General features: G+C 75.4%; 23 protein-coding genes and 1 pseudogene. 14 read left to right on the top strand and 10 right to left on the bottom strand.

Annotated elements, in window-relative coordinates:
• Positions 1–117: 117 nt before the first annotated feature.
• The 6 genes from HCN52_RS08535 to HCN52_RS08510 all read left to right on the top strand — a co-directional run bounded on the left by HCN52_RS08535 (position 118) and on the right by HCN52_RS08510 (position 8,158).
• On the top strand, positions 118–1,224 hold the full coding sequence (locus HCN52_RS08535) for a LacI family DNA-binding transcriptional regulator (protein WP_168087771.1): 1,107 nt from the start codon (positions 118–120) through the stop codon (positions 1,222–1,224).
• A 101-nt stretch (positions 1,225–1,325) separates the two neighbouring features.
• Positions 1,326–2,936: an FAD-dependent oxidoreductase gene (locus HCN52_RS08530; protein ID WP_168087770.1), complete on the top strand. Its 1,611-nt coding sequence runs from the start codon at positions 1,326–1,328 to the stop codon at positions 2,934–2,936.
• Positions 2,937–2,995: 59 nt separating this feature from the next.
• A complete protein-coding gene (locus HCN52_RS08525; RefSeq protein WP_168087769.1) occupies positions 2,996–5,125 on the top strand; it encodes a hydantoinase/oxoprolinase family protein in 2,130 nt (709 codons plus the stop codon).
• A complete protein-coding gene (locus tag HCN52_RS08520) occupies positions 5,122–5,712 on the top strand; it encodes a hypothetical protein (RefSeq protein WP_168087768.1) in 591 nt (196 codons plus the stop codon). The genes HCN52_RS08525 and HCN52_RS08520 overlap by 4 nt, the downstream gene beginning before the upstream one ends.
• A gap of 4 nt (positions 5,713–5,716) precedes the next feature.
• Entirely contained in the window at positions 5,717–6,997 is a 1,281-nt protein-coding gene (locus HCN52_RS08515; protein ID WP_168087767.1) for a TRAP transporter large permease subunit, read from the top strand.
• Positions 6,998–7,093: 96 nt separating this feature from the next.
• Positions 7,094–8,158, top strand: a complete 1,065-nt coding sequence (locus tag HCN52_RS08510; protein WP_312876606.1) for a hypothetical protein — start codon at positions 7,094–7,096, stop codon at positions 8,156–8,158.
• A gap of 163 nt (positions 8,159–8,321) precedes the next feature.
• Here the strand turns inward: HCN52_RS08510 and HCN52_RS08505 are convergent, their stop codons facing one another.
• Complete coding sequence (locus HCN52_RS08505) at positions 8,322–8,669, bottom strand: DUF8129 domain-containing protein (protein ID WP_168087766.1); 348 nt, start codon at positions 8,667–8,669, stop codon at positions 8,322–8,324.
• A 354-nt stretch (positions 8,670–9,023) separates the two neighbouring features.
• Here HCN52_RS08505 and HCN52_RS08500 point away from each other — a divergent pair, with 354 nt between their 5' ends.
• Both HCN52_RS08500 and HCN52_RS08495 read left to right on the top strand, forming a co-directional pair.
• Positions 9,024–9,323, top strand: coding sequence for a DUF4287 domain-containing protein (locus HCN52_RS08500; protein ID WP_168087765.1), 300 nt, complete (start codon positions 9,024–9,026; stop codon positions 9,321–9,323).
• 96 nt (positions 9,324–9,419) lie between these two features.
• Positions 9,420–9,947, top strand: coding sequence for a hypothetical protein (locus HCN52_RS08495; RefSeq protein ID WP_168087764.1), 528 nt, complete (start codon positions 9,420–9,422; stop codon positions 9,945–9,947).
• Positions 9,948–10,148: 201 nt separating this feature from the next.
• Here HCN52_RS08495 and HCN52_RS08490 read toward each other — a convergent pair whose 3' ends face one another.
• Both HCN52_RS08490 and HCN52_RS08485 read right to left on the bottom strand, forming a co-directional pair.
• Positions 10,149–10,355 (bottom strand): CsbD family protein, encoded by a 207-nt coding sequence (locus HCN52_RS08490; RefSeq protein ID WP_168087763.1) that lies wholly within the window; start codon positions 10,353–10,355, stop codon positions 10,149–10,151.
• Positions 10,356–10,545: 190 nt separating this feature from the next.
• A complete protein-coding gene (locus HCN52_RS08485) occupies positions 10,546–11,148 on the bottom strand; it encodes a GNAT family N-acetyltransferase (protein ID WP_168087762.1) in 603 nt (200 codons plus the stop codon).
• 172 nt (positions 11,149–11,320) lie between these two features.
• Here HCN52_RS08485 and HCN52_RS08480 point away from each other — a divergent pair, with 172 nt between their 5' ends.
• Positions 11,321–11,950: a TetR/AcrR family transcriptional regulator gene (locus tag HCN52_RS08480; protein ID WP_168087761.1), complete on the top strand. Its 630-nt coding sequence runs from the start codon at positions 11,321–11,323 to the stop codon at positions 11,948–11,950.
• Positions 11,951–12,012: 62 nt separating this feature from the next.
• Here the strand turns inward: HCN52_RS08480 and HCN52_RS08475 are convergent, their stop codons facing one another.
• A complete protein-coding gene (locus HCN52_RS08475) occupies positions 12,013–12,903 on the bottom strand; it encodes an alpha/beta fold hydrolase (RefSeq protein WP_168087760.1) in 891 nt (296 codons plus the stop codon).
• A gap of 126 nt (positions 12,904–13,029) precedes the next feature.
• On the opposite strand from HCN52_RS08475, the gene HCN52_RS08470 reads away from it, so the two are divergent.
• On the top strand, positions 13,030–14,994 hold the full coding sequence (locus tag HCN52_RS08470; protein ID WP_168087759.1) for an AfsR/SARP family transcriptional regulator: 1,965 nt from the start codon (positions 13,030–13,032) through the stop codon (positions 14,992–14,994).
• Between the two features lie 50 nt (positions 14,995–15,044).
• On the opposite strand, the pseudogene HCN52_RS08465 reads toward HCN52_RS08470, so the two are convergent.
• From HCN52_RS08465 to HCN52_RS08455, 3 genes and pseudogenes are all read right to left on the bottom strand, one after another.
• Positions 15,045–16,356: pseudogene (locus HCN52_RS08465) on the bottom strand (MFS transporter).
• Positions 16,357–16,545: 189 nt separating this feature from the next.
• Complete coding sequence (pepE, locus tag HCN52_RS08460) at positions 16,546–17,283, bottom strand: dipeptidase PepE (RefSeq protein WP_168087758.1); 738 nt, start codon at positions 17,281–17,283, stop codon at positions 16,546–16,548.
• Positions 17,284–17,407: 124 nt separating this feature from the next.
• Positions 17,408–18,505 (bottom strand): NADH:flavin oxidoreductase/NADH oxidase, encoded by a 1,098-nt coding sequence (locus HCN52_RS08455; protein WP_168087757.1) that lies wholly within the window; start codon positions 18,503–18,505, stop codon positions 17,408–17,410.
• Positions 18,506–18,683: 178 nt separating this feature from the next.
• On the opposite strand from HCN52_RS08455, the gene HCN52_RS08450 reads away from it, so the two are divergent.
• The 4 genes from HCN52_RS08450 (at position 18,684) to HCN52_RS08435 (ending at position 22,264) form a co-directional block, all read left to right on the top strand.
• Positions 18,684–19,241 carry an AAA family ATPase gene (locus tag HCN52_RS08450; protein ID WP_312876605.1) on the top strand — a complete coding sequence of 186 codons (558 nt, stop codon included), beginning with the start codon at positions 18,684–18,686 and terminating at the stop codon, positions 19,239–19,241.
• A gap of 546 nt (positions 19,242–19,787) precedes the next feature.
• Positions 19,788–20,531 (top strand): GntR family transcriptional regulator, encoded by a 744-nt coding sequence (locus HCN52_RS08445; protein ID WP_168087756.1) that lies wholly within the window; start codon positions 19,788–19,790, stop codon positions 20,529–20,531.
• Positions 20,532–20,657: 126 nt separating this feature from the next.
• Complete coding sequence (locus HCN52_RS08440; protein ID WP_168087755.1) at positions 20,658–21,875, top strand: MFS transporter; 1,218 nt, start codon at positions 20,658–20,660, stop codon at positions 21,873–21,875.
• A gap of 86 nt (positions 21,876–21,961) precedes the next feature.
• Complete coding sequence (locus HCN52_RS08435; protein ID WP_168087754.1) at positions 21,962–22,264, top strand: putative quinol monooxygenase; 303 nt, start codon at positions 21,962–21,964, stop codon at positions 22,262–22,264.
• 127 nt (positions 22,265–22,391) lie between these two features.
• Here HCN52_RS08435 and HCN52_RS08430 read toward each other — a convergent pair whose 3' ends face one another.
• The 3 genes from HCN52_RS08430 to HCN52_RS08420 all read right to left on the bottom strand — a co-directional run bounded on the left by HCN52_RS08430 (position 22,392) and on the right by HCN52_RS08420 (position 25,100).
• Positions 22,392–23,351 (bottom strand): glycoside hydrolase family 19 protein, encoded by a 960-nt coding sequence (locus tag HCN52_RS08430; RefSeq protein ID WP_168087753.1) that lies wholly within the window; start codon positions 23,349–23,351, stop codon positions 22,392–22,394.
• A 154-nt stretch (positions 23,352–23,505) separates the two neighbouring features.
• Positions 23,506–24,255, bottom strand: coding sequence for a 4'-phosphopantetheinyl transferase family protein (locus HCN52_RS08425; protein ID WP_312876604.1), 750 nt, complete (start codon positions 24,253–24,255; stop codon positions 23,506–23,508).
• The gene (locus tag HCN52_RS08420; RefSeq protein WP_168087751.1) at positions 24,252–25,100 is read right to left on the bottom strand and encodes a metallophosphoesterase family protein; all 849 of its coding nucleotides are present in this window, start codon (positions 25,098–25,100) and stop codon (positions 24,252–24,254) included. The genes HCN52_RS08425 and HCN52_RS08420 overlap by 4 nt, the downstream gene beginning before the upstream one ends.
• Between the last annotated feature and the right edge of the window lie 259 nt (positions 25,101–25,359).

Below are 25,359 nucleotides of genomic sequence, written 5' to 3'. Positions count from 1 at the left end.
CGCCAGGCCCGCCCGGCCGGGCGGGCCTGGCGGGGCGGTGCCGTGCGGAAACCCGCCGCACACCCCTTGACTCGCCGCCGGTCGAGCCCCACAGTGCTGGACCAATACGCGGACCTAATGCGTATTAGGAGCGAGGGGAGCACCGTGGACGAGGTTCGAGGGCAGGCACGCGGCCGTGCCGCGACGCCACGTGCGGGACGGCCCCGACAGGCCGAGGTCGCCCGGTTGGCGGGAGTGTCGCAGACGACGGTCTCGCTCGTCCTGGGCGGCAAGGCGGACGACGTCGCCATCTCGGCGCAGACCCGCCGCAAGGTGCTCGGCGCCGCCGAGCGCCTCGGCTACGTCCCCGACCCCGCCGCCAGCCGGCTGGCGGCCGCGCGCAACAACCTCCTCGGTGTCTTCAGCTTCACCGCGACCTTTCCGACCGACGTGCAGCACTCGTACTACCCGTTCCTGGTCGGCGTCGAGCAGGAGGCCGCGGCCCAGGGGTTCGACCTGGTCCTGTTCACCGGATCCAGCACCGGCGGCGCCCGCGCCGGCGCCCACGCGCTGCACCGGGCCCGCCTCGCCGACGGCTGCCTGGTCCTCGGGCGGCACGCCCCCGCCGACCAGCTGCAGCGGCTGGTGGACGACGGCTTCCCCGTGGTCCACCTCGGCCGCCGGGACGAGCCGGAGGGGCTGGCCTGGGTCGGCGCCGACTACGTGACCGCCGCACGTGCGGTCGTCGGCGACCTGGTGGCCCGCGGCCACCGGGAGGTCGTGCTCGTCTGCGAGGACGACCCCGTGCCCGCCTCGACCGACCGGGAACGCGGCTTCCACGAGGGACTCCTCGCCGCGGGCGTCCCCACCGGCCCGGAGCGGGTGCACCGCTGCGCCGACCCCGAGCGCGACCTCACCCCGGAGCGGCTGCGGGCGTGGCTCGCCGCCGGCGTGACGGCGATCGTCGTCGAGGAGACGGACACCTCCGCCGCCTGGCGTGCCCTCAACGCCGCCGTGTCCGCCGCCGGCCTCGACTGCCCCCGCGACGTGTCGCTGGCCCTGCTCGGCAGCCCGCCGCCCGATCACAACGGGCCCGACCCGACCGGGTTCGACCTGCCCCGCGCCCGCTTGGGGGCCGCGGCCGTCCGGGCCCTCGCCGCGCTCGTCGCCGGCGGCCGCCCGGACGAACCCCTGGTGGAGTGCGCCTTCCGCCCGGGCGCGACCGTCGGCCCACCACCCCGCTGACCCCGCACACCTCTCACCGGAGGACTCCACACCCCGGCACCGAATCCACCGCCTCGCCGCGGTGACGACCGCACACCCAACGGCACAAGGGAGAACACCTCGTGACACCCGAACCCGACATCCTCGTCGTCGGCGGCGGCCTCGGCGGCGTCGCCGCCGCCCTCGCCGCCTGCCGCGCCGGGCGGACCGTCGTGCTCACCGAGGAGACCGACTGGATCGGCGGCCAGCTCACCTCGCAGGCCGTCCCGCCCGACGAGCACCCGTGGGTCGAGCAGTTCGGCACCACCGCCACCTACCGCGCCCTCCGCGAGGGCATCCGCGACCACTACCGGCGCTGGTACCCGTTGCGCGCCGAGGCTGCCGGCCTGACCGGCCTCAACCCCGGCGCGGGACGCGTCAGCAAGCTCTGCCACGAACCGCGCGTCGCCCTCGCCGTGCTGGAGGCGATGATCGCGCCGCACCGGTCCGCCGGCCGCCTCACCGTGCTGACCGAGCACGCGCCGGTCGCCGCCGCGGCCGACGGTGACCGCGTCACCTCCGTCACCCTGCTCGACCGCCGGGAGGGCCGGCGCCTCACCCTCCGCGCCCCCTACGTGATCGACGCGACCGAGACCGGGGAACTCCTGGAACTCGCCGCCGTCGAACACGGCTCCGGAGCCGAGTCCCGCGACGAGTTCGACGAGCCCAACGCCCCCGACGAGGCGCAGCCCCTCAACCAGCAGGGCATCACGGTCTGCTTCGCCCTCTCCCACCACGAGGGGGAGGACCACGTCGTCGACCGGCCCGCCGACTACGACTTCTGGCGGTCCTACCGCCCGGAGTTCTGGCCCGGCCCGCTGCTGGGCTTCAACGCGCCCGACCCCCGCACCCTGGAGCCCGTCCCGCGCACCTTCGTCCCCAACCCCGAGGTCGACCCGCTGCAGGTGAGCGCCGACCAGAGCGCCGACGCCGGCGACAAGGAACTGTGGGGGTTCCGCCGGATCCTCGCCCGCCGGCTCCACACCCCCGGCGCCTTCGACTCCGACATCACCCTCGTCAACTGGCCCCTCAACGACTACTGGCTCAAGCCCCTGATCGGCGGCGGCGCGGAGACCACCGCCGCCGCGGTCGCCGAGGCGCGGCAGCTCTCGCTCTCGGTCCTGTACTGGCTGCAGACCGAGGCGCCGCGCGCCGACGGCGGCACCGGCTTCCCCGGGCTCCGCATCCGGCCCGACATCACCGGCACCGCCGACGGGCTCGCCAAGGCGCCGTACGTCCGTGAGGCCCGCCGCATCAAGGCGGTCACCACCGTCACCGAGCAGGACGTCTCCATCGACGTGCTGGGGCCGCACGGCCGGGTGCGCCACCGCGACTCGGTGGGCGTGGGCAGCTACCGGATCGACCTCCACCCCTCCACCGGCGGCGACAACTACATCGACGTGGGCTCCGTCCCGTTCGAGATCCCCCTCGGCGCCCTGCTGCCGCGACGCGTCCGGAACCTGCTGCCGGCCGGCAAGAACATCGGCACCACCCACATCACCAACGGCTGCTACCGCCTTCACCCCGTCGAGTGGAACATCGGCGAAGTTGCCGGCGCCCTCGCCGCCCACTGCCTGACCGAGAAGCTGGAGCCGCACCAGGTGCAGGCGACCGACGAGCGGTTCGGCGACTTCGCACGCCACCTCGACCGCGCCGGCGTCCAGCGCCACTGGCCCGACGTGCGGGGCTACTGACCCGACCGCGCCCCGGGGCGGCGCGCCGCGCCGCCCCGCAGCACCAGGAGGTGCAGACCATGACCACCCCCCGCATCCGCGTCGGCATCGACGTCGGCGGAACCTTCACCGACGCGGTGGCCGTCGACGCGACCACGCTGGAACTCCTCGGCCAGGTGAAGGTCCCCACCAGCCACCACCACCCGGACGGTGTCGCCCACGGCATCGTCGAGGCGCTGGAACGGCTCCTCGGGGAGATCGACCGGGACCCCGCCGACGTCGCCTTCCTCGCCCACGGCACCACCCAGGCGACCAACGCCCTCCTGGAGGGCGACGTCGCCACCACCGGGCTCATCGGCATCGGCCGCGGCGCCGCCGGGTTCCTGACCCGTCGCCTCGCCGCCCTCGGCCGACTCGAACTGACCCCGGGCAAGAAGTTCCCGCTCCACTACGCGCACGTCGGCGACGCGGCCGACACCGCCGAGGTCGGCGCCGCCGTCGACAGGCTCGTGGCGGCGGGCTCGGAGGTCCTCGTCGCGACCGAACCCTTCAGCGTGGACCGGCCCGAGGGCGAACGCGCGGTGCTGGAGGCGGCCGCCGGCCACGGCCTGCCCACGACGGCCGGCCACGCGATCACCTCGCTCTACGGCCTCCACAAACGCACCCGCACCGCCGTGGTCAACGCGGCCATCCTGCCCCGGATGCTGGCCACGGCCGACCTGGTGGACCGCTCCATCACCGGGGCCGGCGTCACTGCCCCCCTGATGGTCATGCGCTGCGACGGCGGGGTGATGTCCCTCGACGAGATGCGGCGCCGACCGCTGCTCACCATCCTCTCCGGGCCTGCCGCCGGCGTCGCCGGCGCGCTGATGCAGGAGCGCGTCAGCGAGGGCGTGTTCCTGGAGACCGGCGGCACCTCCACCGACATCAGTGTCGTGCGCCGCGGCAAGGTCGCGGTCCGCCACGCCACCGTCCTGGGCCGCACCACCTACCTCAACGCCCTCGACGTGCGGACCGTCGGCGTCGGCGGCGGCTCCATGGTGCGCGTCTACGGCGGCCGCGTCGTCGGTGTCGGCCCGCGCAGCGCCCACATCGCGGGGCTGCCCTACGCCTGCTTCGCCGCGGTGGAGGAGTTGCGCGATGCCCGGATCACCACGGTCCGCCCCATGCCCGACGACCCGGACGACCACGTCGTCGTCGACGCCGCCGGCGGCCGTTACGCCCTGACCATGACCTGCGCCGCCAACGCGCTCGGCCGCGTCCCCGAGGGCGACTTCGCCCGCTGCGACCCCGACGCGGCACGCGCCGCGCTCGCCCCGCTCGCCGCCCTGCTGGGCACCGACGTCGCGGCGGCCGCCGCCCGCGTGCTGGACGCCGGGACGGAGCAGGTCCGCGCGGTCGTCGACGCGATGGTCGACGACTACCGCCTCGACACGGACACCGCGGTGCTCGTCGGCGGCGGAGGAGGAGCCGCCGCCGTCACCCCCCACCTGGCCGCCGCCACCGGCCTGACGGGGCGGATCGCCCGCAACAGCGAGGTCATCAGCCCCATCGGGGTCGCGCTCGCCCTCGTCCGCGAGGAGGTCGAACGCATCGTCCCCGGTGCCGGACAGGAGCAGATCCTCGCCGTCCGTGCCGAGGCGGAGGCCGCCGTCGTGGCGCAGGGCGCCGACCCCGGCGGTGTGGAGGTCGAGGTCACCGTGGACCCGCAGACCAGCAAGATCCGCGCGGTCGCCACCGGCGCCACCGAACTGCGCACCCAGGACCGGGCCCACCGGTCCGACGACGACGAACGGCTCCACGCCGCGGCCGCCAGCCTCAAGGCGGACCCCGCCGCCGTCGAGGTCCTCGCCGGTACCCCGGCCCACACCGTCTACGGCACCACCGTCCGCCGCCGGCTGCGCGCCCCGCGCCACCCGGTGCGGGTCGTGGACGCCGACGGCGTGGTGCGGCTGCACCTGGCGGACGCGCACGTCGCCGCCACCACCGTCGCCGACGCGCCCGGGGCCCTCGCCGAACTGGTCGCCGAGAAGACCGCCTACGGTGACGGCGGCGTGCGGGCCCCCGCCGTCCGGATGCTGCTCGGCTCCCGCATCGCGGACCTCTCCGGCGTGCTCGACCCCGAACCCCTCCTGGCGCTCGCCCGCGGCGAACTGCGCTCCCGAGGAGGCGCCGAACCCGTCGTCCTCGTGGTGGAGGTGCGGTCGTGACCGCCCCGCCCGAGGAGCTGCCCCGCGGCCGGGAGATCGCCGCCGTCGACGACCTCGACCTCGCCGTCCGGCTGCTGGCCCACACCCCCACCCACGAGGGCCGCGACCCGGAACTGCTCCGCCGCTGGGCGCGGACCGCGGACGCCTTCGGCGCCGCGCTGCCCGCCGGGCCGCCACCGGACCGGGTCGAGGAACGCGACGACGGCCTCGACCGCGGGCTGCTCGCCCGCTACCGCTCCCGGCCCGTACCGACGGTGGAGCTGTACACCGACACCCTCGCCGCGGCCGAGCGGCTCGTCCGCCGCTACGGCTGGGAGCACTGGTACCCGCCCGGCTCGCTGCGCGTCGCCGTCCTCGCACACGAGGCGGTGCACGAACGGCTCCACCACGGCCCCGCACGCGCCGAGTTCCGCCGCGCCCTGGGCCACGAGGTCCTGCGCGTGGGCCGGTTGCGCCGCCTCGGGCACGTCGCGGGCGCCGACGAGGTCGCCGCCCATGCCCACGCCCGACGGGCGGCCGGCCTCGGGCGCAGCCCGCTGCTGCTGACCGCCGCGCTCGCCGCCGCCGTCGACCACAGAGAGAAGTGACGTCATGGGCGTTGTCATCCTGCTCATCATGGCGGTCGGAGTCGCCGCCATGCTCTCCCGCAAACTGCCCACCGCCTTCGCCCTGGTGGGTATGGCCGTCGCCATCGCCTTCGTCGCCGGCGCCTCCGTCACGGGGGAGGAGAGCGTCCTCGACACCGTGATCCAGGAGGGCGCGCCGGCCCTCGCCTCGACGATGATCGCCGTGCTGCTCGGCTCCTGGCTCGGGAGGCTGCTGGACGAGACCGGCGTCGCCTCGACCATCGTGCGCAAGATCGTCGAGTTCGGTGGCGACCGTCCCACCGTCGTCGCGCTGGGGGTGCTGGGGGTCTCCGCCCTGATCGGCACCGTCACCGGGTCCGCGCCCGCCGCGATGATGGCCGGGATCATCGGCATCCCGGCCATGATCGCCGTGGGCATCCCCAAGGTCACCGCGGCCGGCACCATCCTCATGGGCATCGCCGTCGGCGTCCCCTTCGAGCTGCCCATCTGGCAGTTCTTCTCCACCGCGCTGGACATCCCCGTCCCGCAGGTGCGGTCCTTCATGGTGAAGCTGTTCCCGTTCGCCCTGGCCGCGGGCGTGGCCTACGTGCTGATCGAGTCCCGTCGCCGGGGCGTCGAGCACACCTGGTCGCTGCGGTCCGGCTCCGGCCGTCCGGCGTCCCGCCGGAAGCAGCTCGGGGACGCCCCCTGGTACGCGCTGCTGACCCCGCTGGTCCCGCTGGTGCTCGCGCTGGGGCTGGAGGTGGCGATCATCCCCTCGCTCCTGGCGGGCGTGCTGTTCGGGCTGGTCACCACCACCCGGCCCCGCGAGATGAACAAGCGGCTGCTGCGGACGCTGTACGGCGGGTTCCAGGTGGCCGCACCGCCGATCGCGCTGTTCATCGCCATCGGCATCCTGCTCGCCGCGGTGCAGCTGCCCGGCGCGGTCACCGCGCTGGAGCCGCTGGTCAAGGCGATCAGCCCGCAGAACCCGGTGGCGTTCGTGGCGGTGTTCACCGCGCTGGTGCCGCTCTGCCTCTACCGCGGCCCGCTGAACGTCTTCGGGCTGGGGGCCGGGATCGCCGGCGTGCTGATCGCCACCCAGATCTACCCCGCCATGGCGGTGCTCGGACTGGTCGCCTCCTACAACCAGGTGTTCGGGGTCTCCGACCCGACCAGCACCCAGACCGTCTGGAGCTCCCAGTACGCCGGTGTCAGCCCGCAGCAGGTCATGGTGCGCACGCTGCCGTACGTCTGGTTCGTCGCCCTGGGGGGCTTCTGCGTCACCGCCGTCACCTACCTCTGAGCGGTCCGCCCGCCTGCCGCGCCCCCTGCCGCGGGCGGAGCGGCCACCACGGTCCACGTCACCCGGTACCCGTCCGACCCGACGAACGGAGAGCACGTGAACGAGCCGCAGGAACCGACGAACCGCCCCGTGCCGGGGCCGTCCGGCGCCGTCCCCCGCAGACTCCTCCTGCGCGGCGCCGCCGTGGCGGGAGCCGCTGTCGCCCTGGGCGGCGGAGCCGCCCGCGCGGAAGGAGGCGCGGCGGCCACCGCGACCGCGAGGGCCCCGGGAGGGTTCCCGGAGTACCGCTACCTCACCACCCTGCTGACGCCCTCCCAGCTCGACTACGACCCGACCGGGGAGATCATCTTCCCGTGCATCCGGGGCACGGCGGGGCGGCTGTCCGGCGCGCTCGGGCGGTACTACCTCTACTACGCGCCGCACGACGCCCCGGGCGGGATCTGCCTCGCGTACGGCGACTCGCTGGAGGGGCCGTTCACCGAGTACCCCGGCAACCCGATCGTCTCGCGCAGCTGGGAACCGCACTACTCCGTCAGCCACGTCTCCTCGCCGCACGTGATGTGGAACGCGGACGTCGGCGAGATGTGGCTCTACTTCCACGGCGAGAACGGCACCACCCGGCTCGCCCGCTCCACCGACGGCCTCGCGTTCACCTACGACGGGGTCGTGCTGGACACCTCCATGCTCCCCTCGGGCACGACGGAGACCTCCTACGCGCGGGTCTTCCCCCACGACCTGCCCGACCGCGGCGCCCGGTACGTCATGGTGTTCATGGTGAACAACGCGAGCGACCACCGCGACATCGGCTGGGGGTGGTCACCCGACGGCCGCCGGTGGACCTTCGACCAGCAACCGCTGGTCCGCCACTCCGACGTCGGTGCGGCCAACCTCAGCGGTCCCCATGTGCTGACCAGGGACGGCAGCGCGTTCGTGGTGTACCACACCGACCGCGGCAGCGGCGGGAACATCCTCATCACCGAGGTCGGCGGGGACTTCTCCCGCCGGGACCACCTCGGGGTCTTCCACCGGCCCTTGGACACCGCCCCCGACAACGGGCGGTCGGCGTCACCGAGTTTCGGGACCGACGGCGGGGTGCCCTACATGGTCTACGAGGCCGGTGACCGGCTCGGCGGCGTCATCGCGGTGGCCCGCGCCGACTGACCGCCGACCGTCCGCCGCTCGCTGCTCGCACGGACCCACGCGGTGCCGCGGGCGGCGGTCCGCCGCTGACACGACGCGGGCGGGCGACGTGCGCCGATCTCTCGGCGCCGCGTCACCCGCCCGCGGGGTGCCCCGTGCTGCCGGGGCGCGGTACGGGGCCGGCTCAGGTGCCGGGGCCCTGCCGGTAGCCCTGGCCCGGCTGGCGGGGGTGGCCGTGCGGCGGGTGGTGGTGCGGCTCGGCTGCGGTGGCGGGCGAGGCGGGGGAGCCGTGGCTGCCGGGGGCGGCCGCGTCGAGGGGTTCGCCGTCACCGCCCGGGGACGGTTCCGCTCCCGCCCGCAGCTCCTCCTGGCGCGTGGCGAGCATCTGGCGTACGGCAGGCCGGTCGGCGTGGTTCTCCTCGTGGCGCTCCAGCGCTGCCAGCTGCTCGCTGTCCAGGCTCCGGATGCGGTGGAGGAGGGACCCCGCGGGCTGCTGGTCCCAGTCCGGTACGGGCAGGGTGTCGTCGGTCATGCCTCCGGGCTCCTCTCCTTCGGGTGTCGTGCCGCCGCGCCCCGGCCGCCGGTGGGTGGCAGAGGCTGCGGTGACGTCTCGGGTTACCCGGTGGCGGCGCCGCAAACGTTCTCGCCGGCCGCGCCGTGGCGGGGCGTACATCTCCGAAACTGCTGTCCTCGCGCCGGAGCGGGCTCTCGCGGGGGCTTCCGTGGAAGAGTTCTCACAAGCCGACCGGGTCGATCGGGACCGCCGGGCCGGGAGTGCCGGCGTGCGTCGGCAGGGCGGGGGAGCGTCGGCCCCGAAGTCGTGCGACATCCACCGGAGCCGAGCCGCCACGGCCGGGCTCCCCCTTACGGATCAGGAGATCCAGCCATGTCGTTCCAGGCGTACCTCGACACCATCGAGAGCAGGACCGGACTGACTCCGCGGCAGCTCATCGCCGTCGCCGAGGAGAAGGGGCTCAACGGGCCCGACACCAAGGCGGGCGCGGTGCTGGAGTGGCTGAAGGCGGACTACGGCCTCGGCCGGGGGCACGGGATGGCCCTGGTCCACGTCCTCCGGAACGGAGCGGCGATCTCCGACAAACACGTCGGCAGCTCCGGCGCACACCGGGACGACAGCGCCACGCTCTGGCTGGACGGCAGGGCGACCAACCCGGCCACCCGAGACTGAAGCCGGTCCGCACGCGCCGCTTGCCCCGGCCCGGTGCCGGGCGCGTGCGGACCGTCCCGGCGTGCGCGGCCGCCGGACGGCCCCGAGGATGCTGGTGTGGACATCGAGCAGATCCAGCCGCAGCTGCGGGAGTGGGCCGGCGCCCGGGCGGACCGGGCGCTGACCATCTATCTCAACGACCACCTGGCCGGCGCCACCGCCGGCACCCGGTTGGCGCGGCGCATCGCCGCCCACGCCCCGGTCGGCCAGGCCGAGCGGCGCGCCGGCGTCGCCCGCGAGATCCGGGAGGACCGGGGCGCGCTGCTGGTGCTGATGCACTCGCTGCACGTGCCCGTCCACCACCACCTGCTGCTGGTCGGCGCCGCCGCGGAGGCTCTGGGGGTGCTCAAGCCGAACGGTCGGCTCGTCCGGCGCGCCCGACTCTCGGAACTGATGGAGCTGGAGGCCATGTACCTCGGGGTCTGCGGCAAGGCGGCCATGTGGCGGACCCTCGCGGAGCTGCCGGGACTGGACCGCCAGACAGTGGTGGACCTGCCGCTCCTGCTCCGGCGCGCCACGGCGCAGTCCCGATTGCTGGAGGAGCTCCGCAGGGAGGCGGGCGGGCGGGCTCTCGCGGTGGTGTGAGCAGTGCGGGCGCCGGGCCCGGCGGTGGACGGACCGGCGGTGGTGCGGCGCAGCGCATCGAGGAGGCGGCCCGCGGCGCGAGTGGCGCCGGGCCCGCGGCCACAGGGACGGGTGGCGGCAGGCGGGAACGCTGGTGGCCGCCCCCGAGACGGCGGTGGCCACCAGCGCTGCCCCCGCGGGCCGGGCCCCGTGCCGCAGTTGCTAGCGGCGGGCCATACGGCGGCCCGACGAGGCCACGGAGCTGCGGACTCCGGACGTGCGGTGCCGCAGTCGTGACAGTCCGTTGGTGATGCTTCCCCGGATCCGGTCCAGTCGGCCGCTCACCCTCAGGCGCCTGCTGCCGGTGACCTTGCCGACGGTTTCCTTGGCGTGCCCCGTGAGACGGCGGCTGGTTCCTGCGACGCTCATGTCGACCTCCCGGGGACTGCGTTGCCGGACCGGCTCCGCCGGTCCGGAAGGCTCGCCCCCTCGTCCGTCACTCGTTCGCCGAAGCGCCTGCCCAACCGCCGCCCCGTCATGCCCCGCGCCACGGAACGGGGTTGCACGGACGGGCCGTGCGCGCCCCGCGTGAGGGGCGCGAAAGCAGGCGCCCGGCCCCTCAGGCGGGGCGGACCATGACCGCGGCGCCGGACAGCAGGCCCGTGGTGGGTTCGGCCGCGGCGGCGAAGCCGTACCTCTCGTACAGGCGCCGGCTGGCGGGGGTCGTCGCCTCCAGCACGGCGGGGCGCTGCGACCGGTCGACGATCGCCAGCCGGTGGGTGAGCAGCGCCTTGCCGACCCCCAGCCCCCGCGCCTCGGCGCGCGTTCCGATGTCCTCCAGGTGCCAGTGCGGCTCCTTCGGCACGTGGGGTCGCAGCGCCCGGTTGTACTGCCCCAGCATCAGCACGCCGCGGGGGCCCAGCGCCCGGAGCGCGCTGCCGAGCGCGGCGAGCGCGCCGACGACGCCCGCGCCGCCCTCGGGGGCGCGCCACACCGCGACGCCCAGGATCACCTCGCCGCGGGTGTCGTCGCGGGCGATGTCGACGTTCCCCGGCCCCGCTGCCCGGACGGCGCCGCGGAACATCCCGCGCAGCCGCTGCTCACGGCGTGAAGCGGTCGGCGGAACGAAGCGGGCGATGACCGGGTCGTCGGCGAACGCCTCGGCGAGCACGACGGCGGCCTCCTCGGCGTCGTCCGCTGTCGCGGTCTCGATCCGGACCATGGGTGTGAGCCTCCTCGATGGGGTTCGACCGCCGTGCCGCAGCCGTTCCGAAGGGAAACCTCCCTGGTCAGGGTGGTCGGTGCGGCGGTCGACGTCGTCTCGCAACCTAACTTGGCCAGGTGGCCAGGTCAAGCGACCTGGCCACCTGGCCAAGAATGGGTAGGCTGGCCCCATGGAGAGTGCCGGTACCGAACCGTCCCCCCGGAAGAACCTGACCGCCGAGGCCCGGCGGGAGCTGCTGACGCAGGCCGCGCTGCGGGTCATGAAACGCGACGGCGTCGCCGCCGCGACCACCCGCGCCATCTGCGCCGAGGCCGGCATGCCGCACGGCGCGTTCCACTACTGCTTCCGTTCCAAGCGCGAGCTGTACGCCGCGCTGCTGGCCACCGACATCAACGTCGACCTGAGCGCGGTCTGGCCGGCGGTCGACCCCGCGGCTCCGCCTGTCGACAACCTCCGCACGCTGTTCCGCGCCTACTGGGAGGCCGTCGTGGCCGACCCCGAGGCCCAGCGGGTCCTCACCGACCTCACCGGCCTGGCGCTGCGGGAGCCCGAGCTGCGCGGCCTGCCCGCGTGGGAGCACCGCAGCTACCTGGAACGCACCGCCGCGGATCTGGAGCGCTTCGCGGAGCAGGCGCACGTGGAGTACGCACACGGCACCGCGGAGATGGCCGACCTGGTGCTCACCGTCGTCAGCGGGGCCACCACCCTCTGGCTGGCGCACGGCGACGACGACGCGGCACGGCGGACACTCGACCGGTACGCCGTGCTGCTCGCCGCGCTGGTACGCCCCCGGCCCTGACTGCCCGGGGCGCCCCGGGGCGCCCCGGGCAGTCAGGGCCGGCCGGCGCAGCCGCCGCCGTCTCACTCCCTCCCGGCCGTCGACAGCAACTCGCGCAGCGCGGCGACGACGGCGCCCGGGTCCTCCTCGGCCATGAAGTGGCCGCTGCCGACCGTCCGGTGCCGCAGGCGCGGCGCCCAGGCGCTCCACAGCCGTCGTGCGTCGTAGCCGAGGGCCGCACCCCAGTCCTGCTGCATCACCGACACCGGCATGGTGAGAAACCGGCCCGCCGCCCGGTCCTCGCGGTCGTGCCGCAGGTCCACGCCGGCCGACGCGCGGAAGTCGGCCACCACCGAGGGCACCGCCGCCCGCGACGCCGCCAGGTAGTGGTCGCGCACCGGCTGCGGCAGCGCCGCCCCGTCCCGCGCCCACGCGTCCAGGAACCAGCCGAAGAAGGCGTCCCCGGCCGCCTCGATCATCCGCTCCGGCAGCCCGGGCGGCTGCGCCATCAGGTACAGGTGGAACGCGACCGCCGCGTCCGCGCCGTGCAGCGCGTCCCACATGTCCGAGGTCGGCAGGACGTCCAGGCAGGCCAGGTGCGAGACCGCCCCCGGGTGGTCCAGCCCCGCCCGGAACGCCACCAGCGCGCCGCGGTCGTGGCCCGCGAGCGCGAACCGCTCGTGCCCCAGGGCGGCGGCCAACCGCACGACGTCCCGCGCCATGGTCCGCTTGGAGTAGGTCTCCTCGTCCACCGCCGGCGGCTTGTCGCTGGCGCCGTAGCCACGCAGGTCCGGGCAGACGACCGTGTGGTCCGCCGCGAGGTCGGCGGCGACGTGCCGCCACATCAGGTGCGTCTGCGGGAACCCGTGCAGCAGCACGACGGGTGGGCCGGAACCCCCCACCGCCGCGTGCAGTTCGACACCGTCGTCGACGCGGACGCGTCGCGTGGCGAAGCCGGGAACGGACTGTGTCATGGTGTGCCTCTTCCGGACGATCGGGCCCGGCGCCGAGTTCGACGACCGGTGCCACCCACCCTGCGGGCCGCGGATGAGCACCCGATGAGCGACGCGGACCGACCCGCGCGGAGAGCTGGAGCCACGATGTCCGTGACGTTCGGGGTGCTGGGCCCGGTCATCGCCCACGGCACGGACGGCGCGCCCCTGTCGCTGCGCGGACCCCGCCACCGCGCCGTCCTGGCGCGGCTCGTGGCCGCCCGCCGCCGTGTGGTGCCCGTCGACCGCCTGGTCGCCGACCTCTGGGAGGAGCCTCCCGCGGACGGGGTGGGAGCCGTCCGCACCTTCGTCGCCGCCCTCCGGCGCGCCCTGGAACCCGACCGGCCGCCCCGCGCCCCCGCCCGGCTGCTGGTCACCGAGGGGCCCGGCTACGCGCTGCGCGCCCACCCCGACACCGTCGACGCCTGGCGGTTCGAGGCCGCCCTGGCCGACGGGCCGGACGACGCGTCGCCCGCGGCCAGGGCGACTCGCCTCGACGGGGCGCTGGGGTGGTGGCGCGGCCCTGCCCTGTCCGACCTCGGCGGGGAGCTGTGGGCGCGCGCCGAACGGGACCGGCTGACCGGGCTCCGGCTGCACGCGGTGGAACTGCTCGCCGAGGCCCACCTCGCGGCGGGCGCCCCCGAACGCGCCGCCGCCGACCTCGACGCCCACGTCACCGAGCACCCGGGTCGGGAGGAGGGCTGGCGCCTGCTCGCCCTGGCGCTGTACCGCGCCGGCCGCCAGGGCGAGGCGCTGGCGGCGGTGCGACGGGCCCGCGCAGCGCTCCGCGACGGACTGGGTCTCGACCCGGGGCCGCGACTGGGGCGGCTGGAGCAGGAGATGCTGCGGCAGGACCCGCACCTCGACCCGGACCGGGCGGACCCCACCGACCGGTTGTGGGAGAGCGCCCGGGCCTCGTGGGACGCCGAGGTGAGAGCCGGGGCCCGCGCGCGGCTGGAATCCACCGCCGGGCTGGTCCGGGACCTCGCCTTCACCGGCGGGGGCGGACTGGCCCGGTCCCGCGACCACCGGCTGGCGGCGGTCCTCGCGGCGGAGCGGACGGGCGACCCGGAACTGGCCGCGCGGGTGATCGGCACCCACGACGTACCCGCCGTGTGGACCAGCTCCGACGACCCCCGGCAGGCGGCGGAGCTGGTCTCGGCCGCACGCCGCACCCTGGACCGACTGCCCCCGGGCCGCGAGGCCGCGCGGTGCCGCCTGCTCGCCGCGATCGCGGTGGAGAGCCGCGGCGTGCCCGCCGCAGCGGACACGCCGCCCGCGGTGGACGCCGCGCACGAAGCGGTACGGCTGGCCCGTCGACTCGGCGACCCCGCCCTGCTCGCGTTCGCCCTCAACGGCGCCTACATGCAGGAGTTCCGCACCGCCGGACTGTCGCCCGCACGCGCTCGCATCGGTGCGGAGCTGCTGGAGTTGGCGCGCCGTCACGGCATGGTGCGCATCGAAGTGCTGGCCCACCTGGTGCTCCTGCAGTCCCGCTGCGCGGTGGGCGACCTCGCGGGAGCGGGCCGCCACGCGGCGGCCGCCGACGGTCTCGCCGCCCGATGGGACCTGCCGCTGGTCGCCGTCTTCACCGCCTGGTACCGGGCGGTGCGGGTGGCGTGCGGCGGCACGGCGCAGCAGGGTCGCGCCGCCTACCGCGAGGCCGCGACGACGCTGGTCGGCGCCGGCATGCCCGGGGTGGCCGCCGGCCTGCTCCCGCTGGCGCTCCTCGGCGTGGACCTGCTCCACCACCGCGAGCCGCGGTTCAGCGGGGAGGAGGACTGGGGGCCGAACGCGCCGTGGGTCACGCCACTGCTGCGCCTCGCGGCCGACGACCAGGACGGTGCCGCGGCCGCTTTCGCGTCACTGCCCGACCCGCCGGGCGATCTCCTGACGGAGGCACGCTGGGCCCTGGTCGCGCGGGCGGCGGAGCTCCTCGGTCACCCCGAGGCCGCGACCCGGGCGCGGCGCGCCCTGCTGCCGGCGGCGGGGGAGTGGGCGGGAGCCGCCTCCGGCATGCTCACCCTGGGCCCGGTGTCGGACTTCCTGCCGCCGACCGGCGCGGCCGACTGATCGGCGCCCGCGCCTGCCGGCCGCGCGGACGGGCCCGCCGCGGCCGCCGCTCACCGCCGTCGCGCGGAGAGGACGACGGCGGGGATCACCGCGAGGGCCAGCGCGCCACCCGCCAGGGCGAGGACGGGGAAGCCCGCCGTGGCCATCACCAGCCCGGAGGACATGCCGCCGGTGGCCCCCGCGACCGCCACCGAGACGTCGACGGTGCCCTGGGTCCTCGCCCGGGTCGCCAGCGGGACCGTGTCGGTGATGATCGCCGTGCCGGAGAGCAGCCCGAAGTTCCATCCCAGGCCGAGCAGGGCGGAGGGCCGCAGCCAGGAGGACGACGGAGTCGCCGGGGGCCAACGCGGCCAACGCCCCCGCCGCGAGCAGCGTGCCGCCGGAGGCCGTCGCGACCGGCATGCTGCCGTACCGGTCGACGAGGCGGCCGGTGACCGGGGACGGCAGGTACATCGCTGCGATGTGGACGGCGATGACCAGGCCGGAGGCGGCGGTGGTGTGCCCGTGTTCGTGCATGTGGACGGGTGTCATGGTCATCACCGCGACCATCACCAGCTGGGTCAGCACCATCACCGTGGCCCCGGTCACCACCGTGGGCGCGCCGCTGCCGCCGGGGGCGTCGTCGCCGGACGGAGCCGTGCGCCGGGAGGTGGACGCCGTCTGTCGCTCGCCCGTCTCCCGCTCGCCCGTCTCCCGCACGCCCGTCTCCCGCTCCGCAGCTTCCGCGACCGACCGTGCCAGCAGCAGGGGGTCGGGGCGCAGGGTCAGCGTGAGTACCGCCGCCGCGAGGGCGTAGGCGGCGCCGGCGAGCAGGAACGGCCCGGCGAGTTCCGGGGCGCCGACCGCGGCTGCGAACGACCCGCTGGGAGCCACGAGGTTGGGGCCGGCCACACCGCCGAGGGTGGTGGCCACGAGCACGGTGGAGACGGCACGGCCGCGGCGCTCGGGCGGTGCCAGATCGGCACCGGCGTACCGGGCCTGGAGGTTGGTCGCCGTGCCCGCGCCGTAGACGAACAGCGCGACGAACAGCAGGGCCGGCACGTCGAGGACGGCGGCGACCACCACTCCGGCGCTGCCCACCGCGCCGGTGAGGTACCCCAGCGCCAGTCCCCGGCGGCGGCCGCCCGACTGGGAGACCCGGCCGACCAGGACCGCCGCCACCGCGGCGCCCGCGGTGAGCAGGGCGCTCGGCAGGCCGGCCAGCCCGGTGGAACCGAGCATGTCCTGCGCGAGCAGTGCGCCCACGGTGACGCCGGCCGCGAGGCTGGCCCCGCTGAGCACCTGGGAGGCGACCAGCGACCGCAGCACCCGACGCTGCGCCGCGGCGGTGTCGGGTGTCGCGGAGGAGGAGTCGCTGCGCATGGTGCTGGTCACGGTGCTCCGTCGTCAGGTGGATCAGGTGGATCAGGTGGCCGGACCGGTGCCCGGGCGCGGCGCACCGAGCACCGGTCCGGCCTCCTCGGGGGCCCGCGGCGGCGTCGGCGGTCAGCACCGCCACGGGGGCACGGATCGAGCCGAGCGGCGCGCGGATCGCAGCCGCGGCGCTGGCGGTCAGCGGTCGGCGGCCGGGGAGTCGAACGCCGCGGCGGTCGTCAGCAGGCGGGTCAGCTCGGCCCCGGGCCGGAACTCCTCCGCCTCGCTGCCTCGCTCGAAGAGGACCGCGCCCGCCTCGATCCCGCCCAGGACCAGCCGCCCGTCGCTCGCGCGGAGCCAGGTCCCCTCCCGGAGCCCGAGCACCGGGACGTCGTTCTCCTGATGGAACTCGGCGATGCGCTGCGCGCGGGTCTCCCCCATGTGCGAGCTGTCGGGCGCGGGGTCGAGGTAGTGCGGGTTGATCTGGAAGGGCACCAGGCCCAGGGCGGCGAAGGTCGGCGGTTGCACGATCGGCATGTCGTTGGTGGTGCGCAGCGTGGGGCAGGCCATGTTGGTGCCGGCGCTGGAGCCCATGTAGCCGGCGCCCGCCGTCACCCGCGCCCGGACGGCGTCGACCAGACCGTGCCGGTGCAGCGCTGCGAGCAGCCGGAAGGAGTTGCCGCCGCCGACGAAAACGGCGTCCGCGGCGGCAACCACCTCGGCCGGGCGGGAAGCGGTGTGCACTCCGGTGACCTCGACGCCGAGCGGGTCCAGCGCGCGGGCGACCTGCGCCGTGTACCCGTCGTGGTCGGCACCCGCGTACGGCACGAAGGCGAGCCGGCGTGCGCCTCCCAGGAAGTCCGCGATCTCCTCACGGGCGTGGTCGAGGTAGCCGCGCCCCGGGGCGGTCGAGTTGGAGAGCAGGAGCAGGTGCATGCGATGCGTTCCCTTCGGCGGTGCGGACCCTGCCGCGTTACAAAGACGCGCGGCGGGAGAGGGCGGCGGGGGGGGGGGGGGGGGGGGGGGGGGGGGGGGGCCGGCCCCGCGCCCCGCCACCGATTCAGGAGACCACGTAGCCGTACTGCTCGGGCCAGTGCGTCTCGCTACCCAACGCAGCCGCGGCGTGGTGCGGCCAGTAGGGGTTGCGCAGCAGCTCCCGCCCGAGGAAGACGGCGTCCGACCGGCCCTCGGCGACGATGGCCTCGGCCTGCGCGGGCTCGGTCACCAGCCCGACCGCGGCGGTGGCGATGCCGCCCTCGTTGCGGGCACGGTCGGCGTACGGCACCTGGTAGCCGGGGCCGGTCCCGATCCGCGCGCCCGGCACCATCCCGCCGCTCGAGACGTCGAGCAGGTCCACACCGTGGGCCCGTAGCTCCTTGGCGAGCCGGACGGTGTCCTGCGCCGCCCACCCCTCGCGGTCGTCCGCGGGGTTCTCCGCCAGCCAGTCCGTGGCGGATGTGCGGAAGAAGACGGGCAGCTCGTCGGGCCACACGGCGCGCACGGCGTCCACGACCTCCAGCGCGAACCGGGCGCGCCCGGCGAAGTCACCGCCGTAGGCGTCCGTCCGGTGGTTCCCGGCGGGGGAGAGGAACGAGTTGATCAGGTAGCCGTGCGCGCCATGCACTTCCACGACCTGGAACCCGGCTGCCAGCGCCCGCTCCGCGGCGTCGGCGAAGTCCCGCACCAGTTGCTGGATCTCGGGGACCGTCAGCTCGTGCGGGACGGGCAGTCCGTCGAAGGCGACGGGGCTCGGGCCGACCGGCTGCCAGCCGCCCTCCGTCTGGCCCAGCGCCCGACCGCCGCGCCACGCCTTGTCCGTACCGGCCTTGCGGCCCGCGTGGGCGAGCTGAACGGCCGGCACCGACCCGTGGGCGCGGATCGCCTCGGTCAGCGGACGGAACGCCTCCACCTGCCGGTCGTTCCAGAGGCCCAGGTCCCACGGGCTGATGCGGCCGTCCGGCCGGACACCGGTCGCCTCGGCCATCACCAGCCCCGCACCGCCCGCTGCCCGCGTGGCGAGATGGGTGTGGTGGAACCCGGTGGGCGCACCCGTGTCCGGGCCGGTCGAGGCCGCGGAGTACATGCACATCGGTGACATCCAGACCCGGTTGGGTATCCGGAGCGAACGAAGCGTCAGCGGGGTGAACAGCGAGCTCACGAGTGATGACCTCTCTTCGTGCCGGTCGCGCCCACCGGACGGAGGGCGCGACCCGCTGGGCGATGTCGACGGGGCGGTAACATCGGCCGATGCGTGACTGTTCCGCGTCCTCGCCCGGCGTGCGGCGGGCCACACAGGGTGGTGGGTCGCCCCGCCTGTCTGCCGCGCGGTGGTCCCGGTGACCGCGCCCGGCCCCCTCGTGCTGGTCAGCGGACCGCCGGGGGCGGGCAAGAGCACCGTGGCGGCGCTGCTGGCGTCCGACGGGCCGCCCGCGGTCCACCTGCCGGCCGACGACTTCTGGGGGTTCGTCGTCGCCGGCGCGATCTCCCCGTACCGGACGGCGGCGCATCGCCAGAACGAGACCGTGATGGGCGTGGTGGCGTCAGCAGCGGTCGGGTATGCAGGCGGCGGATACCGCGTCTTCGTGGACGCGGTGGTCGGCCCCTGGTTCCTCGAACCGTTCGTGACGGCTGCCCGCGCGGCCGGAGTGGAGCTGCGGTGGGTGGTACTGCGGCCGGACGAGGAAACCGTGGTCGCACGGGCCGCGGCGCGCGGCCCGGGTGCGCTGACCGCCCCGGCGCCGGTGCGTGCCATGTACGACCAGTTCCGGGACCTGGGGCGGTACGAGGGCCACGCGCTGGACACGGGTGATGAGTCGGCGACGACGACGGCGGCGCGGGTGCGGGAGCACTTGGCGGGCCCGGGGTCGCTGCTGGTGGCCGCAGCCCGCCGCTGATCCGGTGCCGCCAGCCCGCCAGCCCGCCAGCCCGCCAGCCCGCCCGGTCGTCAGCCCGCCCGGTCGCCCGGTCGCCCGGTCGCCCGGGAGACGCGCGGGGACGATGCGTCCGGCCCGTCCCGTGCCCGGGAGGCCCCCGCGCGTGGCGGGGCACGGGGAGGTGCGCCGTGGCCCGCTCCGCCCCCGACCGGAACGTGCCGTGCGGAGTGGCGCCGGGACGACCGGGACGGAGCCCCGGTGGGGAACGTCCCGCTCCGGCGCCCTGTGAGGCGCGCTCGATCCCGGCTCCCGTCGTGGTGGCGGTCGCCCCGTGGCGCGCCGAGGTCGGAGGGCGGGCGGTGTCCGTCCTGGCGCGCGTGGGGATGCGCGTGACCCGCGGCACCCCCGGGGGCGCCTCAGCGGACTCGTCGTTCGAGAGCCTTCGGCCCCGCACCGCGTCCCAGCTGCTGTATACAGGCTGGTATTCCGACCGGCGGGCGGTCGATGTACCGTGCAACGTGCCGCGCCGCGGGCGCGGCGCCCCGACCGACCGGCTGAGGAGCGACGGTGCCGCCGAGCAAGACCGAGGCCGCCTACCGGCTGCTCAAGAGCCAGATCGAGGACCTCACCCTGCCGCCGGGCGCCAAGCTCGGCGAGGTGCCGCTGGCGGAACGGCTGGGCGCCTCCCGCACCCCGGTGCGCGAGGCCATCCGTCGACTCGCGAGGGAGGGGCTCGTCCGGTTCGCACCCGGAGAGGTGGCCGAGGTGGCTCCCGTCTCCCTCGCCGGGGTCCGCGCCCTCTTCGAGTTCCGGCAGATCCTGGAACCGGCGGCGGCGCGGCTGGTCACGAGGGACGGCCGCACCGACCCCGAACGGATCGCCGCTTTCCACTCGCTCCTCCCCGACCTGCGCGCGGTCCGCGCGGGGATCGACGAAGCCGGGCCGGCCGGCACGGACGGGCCCGCCGACGGTCCCGCCGACGACCGTCGCGCGGCGGCCGTGCGGACCTTCCACGCCCTGACCGAGCGGTTCGACCAGGCGCTGATCGCCGCCGTCCGCAACCCACCGCTGGCCAAGACCATCGCCGACACCCGCGGGCAGACCGCCCGCCTCCGGGCCATCGCCCACGCCGCCCCCGGCCGGCCCGCCCTCTCCCTCGGCGAACACCTGGCCATGACCGAGGCGGTGGTGGCGGGCGACCCGGACCGCGCGGCGGGCGAGGTCGCGCGCCATCTCACCGCCACCCTCGACACCGTGATGACCGCGCTGACCCGGGGCGACCTCCCGGCGTCGGTCGACGTCCGGATGTGACCCCGAGCCGACCCCGGACCGGCGCGGCCACCGCGCGGTGCCCACGACGACCGGCCGCCCGACAACCGGCCCGCACCATCACGAAAGGCCTGCCCGGCATGGAGACCCGAGACCCCGCGGTGCCCCGTGCCCGCTGCTGACCGCGCGCGCCGTGACGGCGGCACCCGCTGGCTGTGGTGGCTGCTCGCCTGCGTCGTCTGCACACAGACCGCACTCAACCTGGCCCGCCCCCTGCTCTCCTACAAGGCCATCGCGCTGGGGGGAGACGCGCTCGCGATCGGTCTCATCACCTCCGCGTACGCGCTGCTCTCCCTCCTCGCCGCAGTGCCCCTGGGGCGACTGTCGGACCGCACGGGCCGCACCCACCGCATCGTGCTGGCGGGCACCGTGCTGCTCGTGCTGGCACCGCTGCTGATGGCCGCGTCGTCCTCGCTGCCGCTGATCGCCGTGGCGGGGACCGTCCTGGGCTTCGGCCACATCGTCTTCGTCATCGCGGGCCAGGGCATGGTGGCCCGCTGCTCCTCGGACGCGGACCTCGACCGCAACTTCGGCTGGTTCACCGCGGCGGTCGCCGTGGGGCAGATGCTCGGGCCGCTGATGGCCGGACTGGTGCTGGGCGAGGGCCGCGCCGTGGAACTCGCCACGCCCATCCTGCACGCGTTGCTCCTCGCCTCCGTCACGGCGGCCCTCGGGCTGCTCGCCCTCACCGGACTGGTGCGCAACGCGCCCGCCCCCGCGGTGCCGACCGCCGGAGCGGACCAGGGGGCGGGCCGTCCACCGGTCTTCTCCCTGTTGCGTCGCCCCGGGGTGGCACCCGGCCTGTTCGTCAGCCTGGCGCTTCTGTCCTCGGTCGACGTCCTCACCGCCTACCTCCCGCTGATCGCGGAGGAGCGGAACATCTCCCCGGCGGTGACCGGCGCCCTGCTGGCTGTGCGGGCGGCGTTCTCGATCGCCTCGCGGCTGCTGCTGGCGCGACTGCTGCGTCGCTGGTCCCGCCGCGCGCTGGTGATCGCCAGTGCGCTCGGCTCCGCCGTGGCGCTCGGCGCGGTGGCGCTGCCCGTGGCCGACCGGTGGTGGCTGATGGCCCCGGCGCTGGCGATCGGCGGATTCCTGTTGGGGATAGGCCAACCGCTGACGATGACCGCCGTCGTCCTGGCCGTGCCGGAGCGGGCACGGGGCACCGCGCTGGCGCTGCGGCTGTGGGCGAACCGTCTCGGGCAGGTGGCGCTCCCCACCGGCGCCGGGGTGGCGGCCGCCTCGGCGGGGGCGGCCGGGTCGCTGTGGTTCGCCTGTGGTGTGCTGGCGGCGGCGGCCGGGGCGGGACGACTGACCCGCGACCCCTGACGCGCCGACCACCGGTCACCGACCACCGAGCACCGACCGCCGGTCCGTCCGGCGGACCGTCCACCGACACCACCGAGGCAGGCACCGTGATCGCGCAGATCGTCACCCTCCAGGTCCGCCCCGGCGGACTCGACGGCTTCACCGCCGCCATCGCCGAGAACGCCGCGGCCTCCGTCGCGGACGAGGCGGGGTGCCTCCAGTTCGACGTCGTGGCGACCGCCGACGACGACCACCGCTTCGTCCTGTACGAGCGGTACACCGACGAGGCCGCGCTGACCGCCCACCGTGCCACCGCGCACTTCGCCCGTTGGACCGAGGCGGTGGGTCGGTACGTGGTGGAGGGCAGCAAGGTGAACACCGTCGGCACGGTCACCGTCCATCGCGGCTGAGGTCGCGCCCGGCGACCGCTCGGTCAGGGGTGCGCGTGCCGCGGCCCCGGCCACCGTGGACGGCGGCCGGGGCCGGAGCGGGGCGGGACGGGGCCGGCTGCCCCTCCCGCCCCGTGCGGACGGGTGGTCAGCAGGAGAGGTTGCCGCCCGGGGTGGTGCCGAGGATCTGCGTGAAGCGCTGGAAGGTGTTGATACGGCTCTGCACCTGGCCGGGGTTGCCGCCGTTGCACTCGATGCTGCCGTTGATGCTCCGGATGGACTCGCCGAAGCCGGAGCCGCCGACGATGGCCTGGTGCCCGCTCATCCGGCCCGCGCCCGACTGGGTGTTCCAGAACCAGAGGGCCGTGCGCCAGGAGACGGCGGCGTCGTTCTGCACCAGCCAGGGGTTGTTCAGCAGGTCGATGCCCAGGGCGTCACCGGCCGCCTTGTAGTTGTAGTTCCAGCTCAGCTGGATCGGCCCCTTGCCGTAGTAGGCGGACTGGCCGGCCGGGCAACCGAAGGGCTGACCCCAGTCGCAGTAGTGCGAGTAGTTGCCGGTGTTCTGCTCCACGATGTGGACCAGGCCGCCCGTCTCGTGGCTGACGTTGGCGAGGAACGCGGCCGCCTCGCGGCGCTGGACCTCGGTGCTGCCGGTCTTGGCGAAGCCCGGGTAGGAGCTGAGCGCGGCGACCAGCCCGCTGTAGGTGTAGAAGGAGTTCCGGTTCGGGAACATCTGGTTGAACTGCGCCTCGCTCACCACGAAGCCGCCGGGGGCGGGCGGCTGGCCGCCGCCGCTGCAGCTGTGAGGGTGCCAGTACCAGTGGCTGATCACCGGGTCGTAGCCCGGATTGGCGTGTTCCGCGCGGTAGTAGGAGCCGTTGTAGCGCACGATGCTGCCCGCGGGGTACCAGGTGCCCGCCCGCCAGTCGGTCGCGGCGGCGCAGTTCGTGGCGGAGACGTCCGCGACGGTGACGTCGGTGAGGGCTGCGGCGCCGCTGTCGGCCCGGGACTCCGCCGGGGTGGCGGTGGCCGCGGGCACCAGCGCCGCAGTCACGCCGGTGGCGAGCAGGGCGGCCGTCAGCAGGGTGACGATGCGTTGTCTGAACACGTCCACTCCTTGGGAGTGCGACGACGCGTCCGCCGGTTCCGGCGCGGAAGCGCGTCGATGTGGGGGTGACGCGCACACTGAAGCGTCACACGACGTCCACGTCAAGGTCTAGACCAAGTTCCCGGAACATCCACGCCACTCCCCGTCGGTCGCCTCAGCCGGCCGCAGCTCCGGTGCCCTCGCCCTCCCGCACCGCCCGCGGAGGCGCCGCCCCGGACGGGCCCGGGTCGGCCGCCGCCGGTTGCCCCGGGAGGTGGATCGCCGTCACCACCAGTCCGTTCCCGGCTCCCCACCGGCCCGTGAAGGCAGGCACCTCCCGGCCCGCCACCACCGGGCCCGGAACCAGGAGCCGCGCCGTGAACGTGCCGTCGTGCGGGTCGACGACGATCTCCGCCTCGGAGAAGTCCAACTCCCGCAGCATCAGCGGGTACCAGACCTTGAACACGCTCTCCTTGGCGCTGAAGAGGAGCCGCTCCCAGTGCAGGTCGGGGCGGACGGCCGCCAACCCGGCAAGTCGGGCGCGCTCGGACTCCAGCGTCACCACCTGCAGAACGCCGTCCGGCAACGGTCCGTCCGGTTCGGCGTCGATGCCCAGACCCGCCGTCGTCCCCGCCGGCGCGAGCGCCGCCCCCCGGTACCCGACGCAGTGGGTCATGCTGCCGATCACTCCCTCCGGCCACTGGGGGGCACCACGCCGGTTCGGCAGGATCGGCGCGGCCGGGCGCCCCAGCCGGGCCAGACCCCGGCGCGCCAGATGCCGGACGGTGGTGAACTCGCGCCGCCGCTTGTCGACCGCCCGGGAGATCAGTTCGGCCTCGGCGGGGAAGAGCCCCTCACCGGGGGCCACCGCGTCGTCGTACGCCGCCTCGGTCACCACCGAGGCGGGCAGCAGCTGCTCGATCACCGCGCCTCCACGGCCGTGGCGGAGAACCGGACCTCGCGCAGCGGCTCGCGCGGCGGCCGCGGTTTCCATTCCCGCGGGTACCCGACGGAGACCTCCTCGAAGCGGACGCCGTCGTAGTAGGTCACGCGGGGGATGTGCAGATGGCCGTAGACGACGGCAGCGGCCCGGAACCGGACGTGCCAGTCGGCCGTCAGCTCGGTGCCGCACCACTGGGCGAACTCGGGGTAGTGCAGGACGTCCGTGGGCTGCCGGACCAGCGGCCAGTGGTTGACGAGCACGGTCCGCAGTGCCGGGTCGACCTCCGCCAACCGCCGCTCGGTGTACGCCACCCGCTCCCGGCACCACGCCTGCCGACTCGGGTGGGGGTCGGGGTGGAGGAAGTACTCGTCGGAGCAGACGATCCCGGCCTCGTGGGCGATGCGCAGCGACTCCTCCGCGGTGGTCGCCCCCGGGGCGCGGAAACTGTAGTCGTACAGCGCGAAGAGCGGAGCCACCGCCACCGACTCCTCGGGGCCGTGCCACAGCGGGTAGGGGTCCTCGGGTGTCACGACGCCCAGTTCCCGGCAGCGCGCCACGAGTTCCTCGTACCGTGCCACACCGCGCAGGGTGCACGGGTCCTGCGGATGGGTCCACAACTCGTGGTTGCCGGGCGCCCAGACGACCGTGGCGAAGCGGTCCGCGAGCAGGGCGAGCGCCGAGACGACGTCCTCGACCTTCTCGGCGACGTCCCCGGCGACGATCAGCCAGTCGTCGGGCGAGGTCGGGCGCAGCGACCGGAGCACCGCACGGTTCTCCTCGTACGCGATGTGCAGGTCGCTGACGGCCAACAGTCTTCCTGGGGCCACGGCACCGTCCCTTCCGTCGGGTTCCGCCGGGCGGCACGCCGCCCGGTGCGGGGGAGCGAACCGGGTCGGCGAAGCGGGGCGGACGCACCCGCTCACATCGCCGTCCGCCGATTTCCCGGCCCACCCTACGGGCGGGGCTCGCCGCAGCGCGACGGTTCCGCCGGTCGCGTGAGCGGCCCGCCGCCCGTAGGCCGCAGTCCGCCGCGCCGTCCGGGCCGATGCCGGCCCGCTCGTGCCCGGCCGCCGCCCGGAGGCTGCC

Source organism: Streptomyces bohaiensis (assembly GCF_012033785.1).
In the GTDB taxonomy this organism is placed as follows: domain Bacteria; phylum Actinomycetota; class Actinomycetes; order Streptomycetales; family Streptomycetaceae; genus Streptomyces; species Streptomyces bohaiensis.
Note: the sequence above shows the minus strand (reverse complement) of the source record. Positions and strands in the feature narration are given on the sequence as shown.